The 9,015-nt window shown below is 48.5% G+C and carries 8 protein-coding genes; 1 reads left to right on the top strand and 7 read right to left on the bottom strand.

Annotated features, from left to right (window positions below; all coding sequences use genetic code 11):
• Positions 1-137: 137 nt before the first annotated feature.
• From MOZ60_RS11075 to MOZ60_RS11060, 4 genes are all read right to left on the bottom strand, one after another.
• On the bottom strand, positions 138-779 hold the full coding sequence (locus MOZ60_RS11075; RefSeq protein ID WP_370596724.1) for a methionine ABC transporter permease: 642 nt from the start codon (positions 777-779) through the stop codon (positions 138-140).
• Positions 776-1,747, bottom strand: a complete 972-nt coding sequence (locus tag MOZ60_RS11070; RefSeq protein ID WP_370596723.1) for a methionine ABC transporter ATP-binding protein — start codon at positions 1,745-1,747, stop codon at positions 776-778. The genes MOZ60_RS11075 and MOZ60_RS11070 overlap by 4 nt, the downstream gene beginning before the upstream one ends.
• A gap of 77 nt (positions 1,748-1,824) precedes the next feature.
• Complete coding sequence (locus tag MOZ60_RS11065; protein ID WP_108774286.1) at positions 1,825-2,712, bottom strand: MetQ/NlpA family ABC transporter substrate-binding protein; 888 nt, start codon at positions 2,710-2,712, stop codon at positions 1,825-1,827.
• 505 nt (positions 2,713-3,217) lie between these two features.
• The gene (locus MOZ60_RS11060; protein WP_370596722.1) at positions 3,218-4,105 is read right to left on the bottom strand and encodes a MetQ/NlpA family ABC transporter substrate-binding protein; all 888 of its coding nucleotides are present in this window, start codon (positions 4,103-4,105) and stop codon (positions 3,218-3,220) included.
• 481 nt (positions 4,106-4,586) lie between these two features.
• On the opposite strand from MOZ60_RS11060, the gene MOZ60_RS11055 reads away from it, so the two are divergent.
• A complete protein-coding gene (locus MOZ60_RS11055; protein ID WP_370596721.1) occupies positions 4,587-5,066 on the top strand; it encodes a gamma carbonic anhydrase family protein in 480 nt (159 codons plus the stop codon).
• On the opposite strand, the gene MOZ60_RS11050 is transcribed toward MOZ60_RS11055, so the two are convergent.
• From MOZ60_RS11050 to MOZ60_RS11040, 3 genes are all read right to left on the bottom strand, one after another.
• Positions 5,058-6,077 carry a LacI family DNA-binding transcriptional regulator gene (locus tag MOZ60_RS11050; protein ID WP_370596720.1) on the bottom strand — a complete coding sequence of 340 codons (1,020 nt, stop codon included), beginning with the start codon at positions 6,075-6,077 and terminating at the stop codon, positions 5,058-5,060. The genes MOZ60_RS11055 and MOZ60_RS11050 overlap by 9 nt on opposite strands.
• The gene (locus MOZ60_RS11045; RefSeq protein WP_370596719.1) at positions 6,064-6,222 is read right to left on the bottom strand and encodes a hypothetical protein; all 159 of its coding nucleotides are present in this window, start codon (positions 6,220-6,222) and stop codon (positions 6,064-6,066) included. The genes MOZ60_RS11050 and MOZ60_RS11045 overlap by 14 nt, the downstream gene beginning before the upstream one ends.
• Positions 6,223-6,295: 73 nt before the next feature.
• The gene (locus tag MOZ60_RS11040) at positions 6,296-8,761 is read right to left on the bottom strand and encodes an EAL domain-containing protein (protein ID WP_370596718.1); all 2,466 of its coding nucleotides are present in this window, start codon (positions 8,759-8,761) and stop codon (positions 6,296-6,298) included.
• Between the last annotated feature and the right edge of the window lie 254 nt (positions 8,762-9,015).

Raw genomic sequence — 9,015 nt, 5'->3', positions numbered from 1 at the left:
GGTCAACCCGTTGGAATACTACCTCAATAATCGTAAGTAAATACAAACGTAGCGCCGTATACGGAAAACCGTACGTACGGTGCAACGGGAGGGTCGAGCCGCTAACGCGGCTCACTCTACCCTATTGCGGTGCAGGATCAGCTCTTTTTACGATACAGCCAATTGCCAACAGCCTGTACAAGCTGGACAAACACAATCAGGATTACAGATGTCCAGAACAGATACTTGATATCGTAGGACTGGTAGCCTTTTCTGATGGCGACATCACCAAGACCGCCGCCGCCAACGGTACCTGCCATTGCAGAGGCACCGACCATGTTGATGATGAGAAGGACGATGCCATTGAGCAGACGGGGAACACTTTCCTTGAAGTATACTCTCCAGATGATCTGCATGTCTGTTGCACCAAAGGACTTGGCAGCCTCGATGACACCTGCATCTGTTTCCCGCATTGCGTTTTCAAACACACGGGCAATGAACGGAATCGCATAGATGGTCAGTGGCACGATGGCAGCGGTTGTACCGATGGACTTGCCGACAATGAGTCTTGTCAGCGGGATCACCAGCAGCATCAAAATGATAAACGGGAAGGAACGGAAGATATTGACGATGACATCCAGGATGCCATAGACAACCTTATTGGGCTTCAATCCATCCGGTGCAGTCAGTGTCAGTACAATCGACAGGAAGAATCCGACGATGACAGCGACCAGTGTGGAGAAAAATACCATGTACAGGGTCTGCTGTGTGCCCTGCCACAAAACAGATGACATATTCATGCTTTCAGCACCTCCCAGGACACGCCTTTCTCCTTAAGGAAGGCAGCGACGCGATCCTGATCTTTTTCGTTAATATTCAAGACAAGTGATCCGTAGATATCGGTGCGGAACTCTTCCAGCTTTGCCCAGCAGATTGAGAAATCGATGCCAAGCTCTCTGGCCATTTCCGTGATGACCGGTTCCTTGGAACTGTCATCTGTAAAAAACAACTGGATATTGACACCGGTTGTTGGCAGATGCTGTCCTTCTTCACCAAGGAAGCGGCGGATATCTTCAGTCGGACGTACAAACAGATCTTCCGGTTTGCCTTCTGCCAGCACAACACCATTCTTCAAAAACGCAACTCTTTCACAGATCTGCTTGACGACTTCCATCTGGTGGGTCACAACCACAATCGTAATGCCCATCTCTTTGTTGATCTTTTTCAGCAGTTCCAGAATACCGTTGGTAATACGCGGATCCAGCGCAGAGGTTGCTTCATCGCAAAGCAGGATCTTAGGATCATTGACCAGTGCTCTGGCAATGGCAACACGCTGCTTCTGACCACCGGAAAGCTCAGATGGACGGGCATGTACCTTGTCGCTGAGGCCCACAAGCTCAATCAGATGCTCAATCTTTGCCTTGTTCTCCGGCTTGTTAGGATTAATGCCCCAGAAATGCATAGGCAGCGCCACATTGCCATAAACATCCAGACGACTCAGCAGATTGAAGTTCTGGAAAATCATGCCCATGTCCTTGCGCTGCAGGCGCAGCTGCTTCTTGTTATGGCAGTCAATCTTCTGACCATCTACTGTGATCGTACCGGACTGGAAATCCTCCAGGCCATTGATGCAGCGCAGCAGCGTGGACTTGCCGGCGCCGGACTGACCGATGATGCCGTAGATTTCCTTGTCGTTGATATGAATATTGATGTTTTTGAGGACTTCGTTATCACCGAAGCTCTTCTGTACATTTACCAGATCGATCATTGTTTACTCCTTCCTTGAAACAACAAATGTTCAGGAGCACAGGACTCCTGAACAAATGCTTATGATTGATGTAAGACTCAGTCAGAAGTGACCGGGTTGCCATTCTCATCAATGAAGGATGCGATGACAGATCCCTTATATGTATCATCAATGTACTGCTTGACCTTGTCAGATGTGATGGCCTTGACCAGTGCCTTTGTCTTCTCGCTGTTCAGCTGATCTTCTTCTACAACGATGAAGTTTGTGCGGGCAATCTTCTTGGCATCATCGAACTGCTCAACATAGATGGCAGGATGTGTGGAAGGCAGGCTTGCTTCAAGGGCATAGTTGCCATTGATGACAGCGATATCGACATCATCGAGTGTACGGGAAACCTGCGCTGCTTCAACCGGTGTGATCTTGTAGTTATGCGGATTCAGATCACTGTTGCCATTGTATGTGGACTCAGTAACATAATCTGTTGTGCCAGGATCCTTCAGCAGACCAGCCTGTACAAGTACTCTCAGGCCGCGGTCCAGGTTATCTGCATCGTTCGGCAGAGAAATCTCAGCACCATCCTGCAGATCATCCAGGCTTGTCAGCTTGGAAGAATAGATGCCCATCGGTTCAATATGAACACCAACAGCAGCAGCCAGATGCAGGCCATTGGTCTTATTCTGATCTTCCATGTATGTCAGAGTCTGGAAATAGTTGGCATCCAGAGAGCCCTCTTCCAGAGCAGTGTTCGGTGTGACATAGTCAGTAAATTCTGTGACTTCCAGCGTCCAGCCATCTTCAGCCAGGACATCCTTGACAACATTGTTCAGGATCTCGGCATGCGGTGTAGATGAAGCACCAACCTTGATGACCTTGTCAGATGAATCTGCAGATGCACTGCCGGATGCTGCAGTGGAAGCACTTCCGCATCCTGCCAGGGATGCTGCCAGCACTGCGGCTGTAATAGTTCTGATCACATTCTTTTTCATAGCGTTTTTCTTTTCCTCCTCTTTTGATTTGCTTGAAGCGGAAAGATACTGGCAAATAAATAAAGACAGCACCCTTCTCCTATAAGGGCGCTGTCTGCGCTTTACCACCTTACTTCAAAATAACCTCACGGCCACTTCCTCTTCAAGTACGCTGAAACCAGAAATACTCGCAATCTATAACGGGATTCCCCGTCCTGACCTACATATCAGCCAGGCAGCTCCAGGACCATCTTCAATCAGTGCCTCCACAGTTCCCTTTCACCGAATGCAGGAACTTCTCTGTCTTGCTTTGACGTCTGTTTACTCTTCCCTTCCTCGCCTTTGATGGTTCCTAGTATACCTTCCCTTTTCTGCGATGCAATACTTCCACAAATACCAGAAAACAATCATCAGTTATAGGCTTAAGCTATAGCACAGTCTCATGCATCTAATCAGATCGGCAGGAGAATAAAGAAAAAAGTCCCATGGCAGAACTGCCACAGGACCAGAATTGTTAATGCAGCTCTCAGTCAGAAGTGACTGGATTGCCTTCTGCATCAATGAAGGACGGAATCACAGAGCCCTTATAGGTATCCTCAATGTACTGCTTGACCTTGTCAGATGTGATCGCGTTGACCAGTGCCTTTGTCTTGTCACTGTCCAGCTGATCTTCTTCCACGACGATGAAGTTTGTGCGCACAACGGTTGTCTCATCATCAAACTGTTCGACATAGATGGCAGGATATGTAGAAGGCAGATCTGCTTCCAGCGCATAGTTGCCATTGACAACCGCAATATCGACATCATCAAGTGTACGGGAAACCTGGGCAGCTTCAACCGGTGTGATCTTGTAGTTATGTGGATTGAGTTCACTGTTGCCATTGAAGTCAGTCTCAGACAGGTTGCCATCTGTACCCGGATCATTCAGCAGTCCCGCCTGAATCAGAACTCTGAGGCCGCGGTCTGTATTCTCGGTATCATTCGGCAGGGAAATCTCGGCACCATCCTGCAGATCATCCAGACTTGTAATCTTGGAAGAATAGATGCCCATCGGCTCAATATGCACACCAACTGCAGCCGCCAGATGCATGCCCTTGTCCTCATTCTGACCTTCCATGTAGCCAAGTGTCTGGAAATAGTTGGCATCCAGAGAGCCCTCTTCCAGGGCAGTGTTCGGCGTCACATAATCTGTGAACTCCGTGACTTCCAGCGTCCAGCCATCTTCAGCCAGGACATCCTTGACAACATTGTTTAAGATCTCGGCATGCGGGGTTGCGGAAGCACCCACTCTGATCACCTTGTCACTTGCCGCAGATGCACTGCTGGTAGATGCGGCTGTGGAAGCACTGCCGCATCCTGCCAGAGATGCTGCCAGCACAGCAGCTGTAATAGTTCTGATCACATTCTTTTTCATAGCGTTTTTCTTTTCCTCCTCTTTTGTTTTTCTTGAAGCGGAAAGCAATGGAAATAAAAGACAGCACTCCCGTCAATAAGGGCGCTGTCTGCGCGTTACCACCTTACTTCAAAATGACCTCTCGGCCACTTCCTCTTCAAGTACGCTGAAACCAGAAATACTCGCAATCTGTAACGGGATTCCCCGTCCTGACCTACATATCAGCCAGGCAGCTCCAGGACCATGTTCAATCAATGCCGCCGCAGTTCCCTTTCACCAAATGCAGAAACCTCTCTGTCATGCTTTGACATCTGTCTACTCTTCCCTTCTTCGCTTTGTTAGTCATAGTTTACGAAAGAGATCAGCAAATGAAAAATACAAGAAAATAATCAGCAGATATAAAAATTTCCTATACCTTTCTGGCAGTACAATCATTGCACGCCGTCTGTTTTCAGATCGGACTGCATGGATTATGATGGTAAAAAGGAAGAGGTGAAAGTATATGCATGCATATTATACCGGCATGAATGTGGTTATGACAGGCTCTGTTGCCATACAGGAAAACAGTTCCATCTGGCACAATGCCGTGCTGCGTGGGGATATGGCGCCTATTGCCATTGGTGCCAACACAAATATTCAGGATCTTGTTATGGTGCATGGCTCCAAGGGCCATCCCGTCACAATTGGGAACAATGTTACAGTTGGCCACAGTGCCATCATCCATGGCTGCACCATTGATGACAATGTACTGGTTGGCATGGGTGCCATCATCATGAATGGCGCCCATATTCATGCAAATACCATTGTGGCCGCCGGCGCCCTTGTTTCCCAGGATAAAGAATATCCTGAAGGAGTTCTGATCATAGGAGTACCAGCCAGAGTGATGCGTCCTTTGACAGCAGAAGAGATCAATGGCATCCAGCAGAATGCCGACAGCTACTGTCAGCTTGCCAAAGACAGTCTTACCCTGAAATCACTTTGAAAGCTGGCAGACACTCTCTCCTTCCACAATGTGAAACGGCACCATGCTGTGGCGGGAAGGGGCATCTGTCTTGATCCGCATTAACAGATCATTGACACTGCTGCGCACAATCGTCTCTGTATCCTGACATACAGTTGTCAGACGGGGAACCGTAAACTGAGAATAATCGATACCATCAAATCCAATAACAGAAACATCTTCCGGAATGCGGCGTCCTGCTTCTGAGAATGCCCGCATGGCGCCAATGGCAACGGTATCACTCATGCAGAAAACGGCAGTGACTTCAGGAAATGTATGCAGCAGATTTTTGCCGGCTTCATAGCCGCCCTCCAGAGAAAATTCACAGGGAATATACTGCCGGCTGCGCACAAAGGAAAGATTGTGCTCCTTCAGGCAGCTGCTCAGGCCATGATAACGCTTATAGGCAACCTGTCCCTGCACATCGGGATCCACACCGCCAAGCAGACCGATGTGACGGTGGCCATGGTCAATCAGATATTCTGCGGCTGCCCTTGCTCCGGCATCATCATCCGTGCAGTAAGAAGACAGGCTGTCAATATGCAGACCATTGCCATCAGCGGCCACCAGCACAGCTGGCACCCCCATTTCTTCATATTCATGGCGGAAATGATCCAGATCCGCACCTAAAAACAGCAGGCCGCGCGGATGATTGTCATGACAAATACGTTTTGCGGCCAGAACCTCATCACTGTTTTCATCCATAAACACAACTTTTACTTCTTCCCCTGCCTGTTTCAGCATGCTCTGAATATTCTCCAGCATGCCATTGAGGAAGATATTGCATGTACTCTTGATGAATACGGTAATACTGTTTGTATGCGTCTGTTTGAGCAGCTTGGCATTGGCATTGGGCTGATAGCCCTGCTCCTCGATCACCTGCTCAATCTCTTTTCTTGCTTTATCGGAAACATCCTGATGATGATTCATCACCCGGGATACCGTCCCAATACTGTAGCCGGTAATCCTGGCAATATCCTTAATCGTTGCCATGTTTTCCTCCTGTTATTGATCTCTTGGACTGACTGTTTTTCTTGTGTCTGTGCCCACGATGCCAGTATGAAGCACCTCTTTGATCCTTGTCTGCAGAACCTGTAACGTCCTTCTTCGTCAGCCATACCATTGGTTTTATCTTCATTTTAACCTCTGTATTACAAGTATAAACATGTCCGGATACCATCACAACGTCCTGTTTTCCACAAAAAAGCGCATCAGGATTCTCCGATGCGCCATGCAATTGCCTCATCCGCCGGAATCGGCCGGCTGAAATAATAGCCCTGGATATAATCACAACCCTGTTTCTTCAGGATTTCATACTGTTCCTTTGTCTCGACACCTTCCGCTACCAGACTGCGGCCAAGATGATGAGCCATGGAAATCAAATCGTTCATCGCATCCTGGCGGCCTGGCTGCAGCCATGCCGTCACGACCGAACGGTCAATCTTGATCGTATTGAACGGAATCCAGTTAAGATAGCTCAAAGAAGAATAGCCAGTGCCAAAATCATCCATCATCAGGCCTACATGAATCTTGTGCAGCTGGTCAAACAGGCGCACAGACTCCTGGGCATTGTTCATAAACATGCTTTCGGTGATCTCAATCTTCAAAAGATGCGGTGGAATCCGATACTTTTTGAGCATTTCCTGCAGCCAGTCAACATAGCCGGTGTCACTGATCTGGCCAGGGCTGTAATTGACAGATACCGGGAACAACTGCCTGCCCTGTTGCTGCCACTTTGCTATCTGCATAAGGACTTTTTCAGTGATGATTCTGCCAACTTCACAGATCATTCCGGCTTTTTCTGCCGCCGGAATAAAGACATCCGGACCTAGGTGGGAATGTTTCAGCCGGACCAGCGCTTCATAGCCGGACAACTGCTGGGTCACGGTGCTGACCTGGGGCTGATAGACCATCACAAAGCCATCGTGATGAATGGCATCGGCCACCGCCTGGCGGGCATCATGGCTTTCCTGCAGCTTTCTGCGCATCTCTTCTGTATACAATACCGCACAGTTTTTACCACGCCGCTTGGCTTCATACATAGCCAGATCCGCATTGAGAACAAGTTTCTGTGGATCCAGATAATGATCCGGACAGTTGCAGATACCGGCACTGACTGAAACTGACAGAGGCATATGGTCGGCCATGATCTCAGCAGAGACGAGTGCCATCATCTGCTTCATGAAGGCATCATCAGGCTGTACATTGACATTGCGTTTGACAAACAGAAATTCATCACCGCCATAGCGGGACACAAAGCCATCATTCTGCTTGGCAAACCCAAGCAGCCTTCTGCCAATGGCGGCTACCACAACATCTCCAAACGGATGGGAATACGTATCATTGATTTCCTTGAGATCATCCAGATCAATCGTGATCAGCGTATATCTGTTACAGCCATGCAGCCAGGGAAGCAGCTTGGTAAAAGTTGTTTCACGGTTATACAGACCAGTCAATGCATCATGCTCAGCCAGATACTTCAATTGTGTATGATCCTGGCGGGCGGCAATGGCCATCTGCCGATAGGAATGGGCATGCATCAACAGCGCCGCTGTCAGCAGCAATACACCTGCAATGGCACTGCCCACTTCCATCTTGACTGCATGATGCAGGGCAAAGAACACTTTCCCATCCCTGTCCACAAACGCATTGGCAGGCAGACTGCTGGCAGACAAATGATATGTATCAAGCAGTTTCTGATCAAAGACAGAGAATGCGGAAGCATCTGACTGTACGCCAAGATTTTCTGTATATGCTTTGCCAAGCAGTACATCCGCTGCCATGCCGGCAGTTTTACGTGCTTCCAGAGAAAAATTAGCTGTGATAGTACCGGTGATGCCACTGCCGATCCCGCCGGGATGGATACCAAATACAGGCACGGATGCATTCTCTTTCAGCATTTTCAGATTATCGCCACGAGAATAGACATTGCCATAGATATCACTGCCAGCTTCCAGATATACAAGAGCCGTTGAATCTCCACATGCCTGAATCTGTTCCACAAGGGCATCACGTGTCATATAGTCCGCATGCAGCAGGGTCACTTTGTAAGAAGAATTCTTCTGTAGAGCAGCCTGCAGGTCGCGCTGATCTGCCAGTCCCTGGGTACTGTCATCTGTAACCATGGTGATATAGCCTGCAGCCGGCATCATCTTTGTCACACTGGCCAGCACGTTTTCCATGCGGTTAGAATCTGTGATACCGGCAAAACGGGTATTTCTCTGCACCTGCTCTGCAGCCGCCTTCTCATCTGTTACATCCATGAAAAGCACAGGAACGTTAGCAAACAGACCGTTCTGTTCATCACAGGCAAGAGAAAACGCTGCATCACCGCAGGCAATCACGCCCTGGATTCCATGGCTGCATTTTTCCTGCAGTTCCTGCTGTACGAGCGTGTCGGATACCATGGAAAGATACACCGTATCATAGCCGATCCCCTGACGGTACAGTGTATCCTGAATCGCATTGATCTCAAACTGTGCATCCAGATCACTTGCGCAATCAGAACAGATAACCAGAACCCTTTTGCCGGTATCATTGCGGATATCACGAGCAATATCCTGATTGATCAGATCAAGCGCTGTATTTTCCTTGATGATCGAAAAGAAAGAGCAGAACAGCGCAAAACAGCCAAGTATGATAAAAAGCACTTCGGACAGCCGCTTCCATTTCTTCACAAAGCAATTCCTCCTGTGCTGCAAACATTTCCCCCAATGCGCCGCGGAATGTTGTCATTTTAGCATATTGGTACACGGGATGTATATTTTTGCGGAAAGATGAACACAATTGTCACAGATTGGCATACAATAGGGTAGAGTGAGCCGCGTTAGCGGCTCGACCCTCCCGTTGCACCGTACGTACGGTTTTCCGTATACGGCGCTACGTTTGTATTTACTTACGATTATTGAGGTAGTATTCCAACGGGTTGACC

This window comes from Grylomicrobium aquisgranense (genome assembly GCF_033971865.1).
In the GTDB taxonomy this organism is placed as follows: domain Bacteria; phylum Bacillota_I; class Bacilli_A; order Erysipelotrichales; family Erysipelotrichaceae; genus Bulleidia; species Bulleidia massiliensis.
Note: the sequence above shows the minus strand (reverse complement) of the source record. Positions and strands in the feature narration are given on the sequence as shown.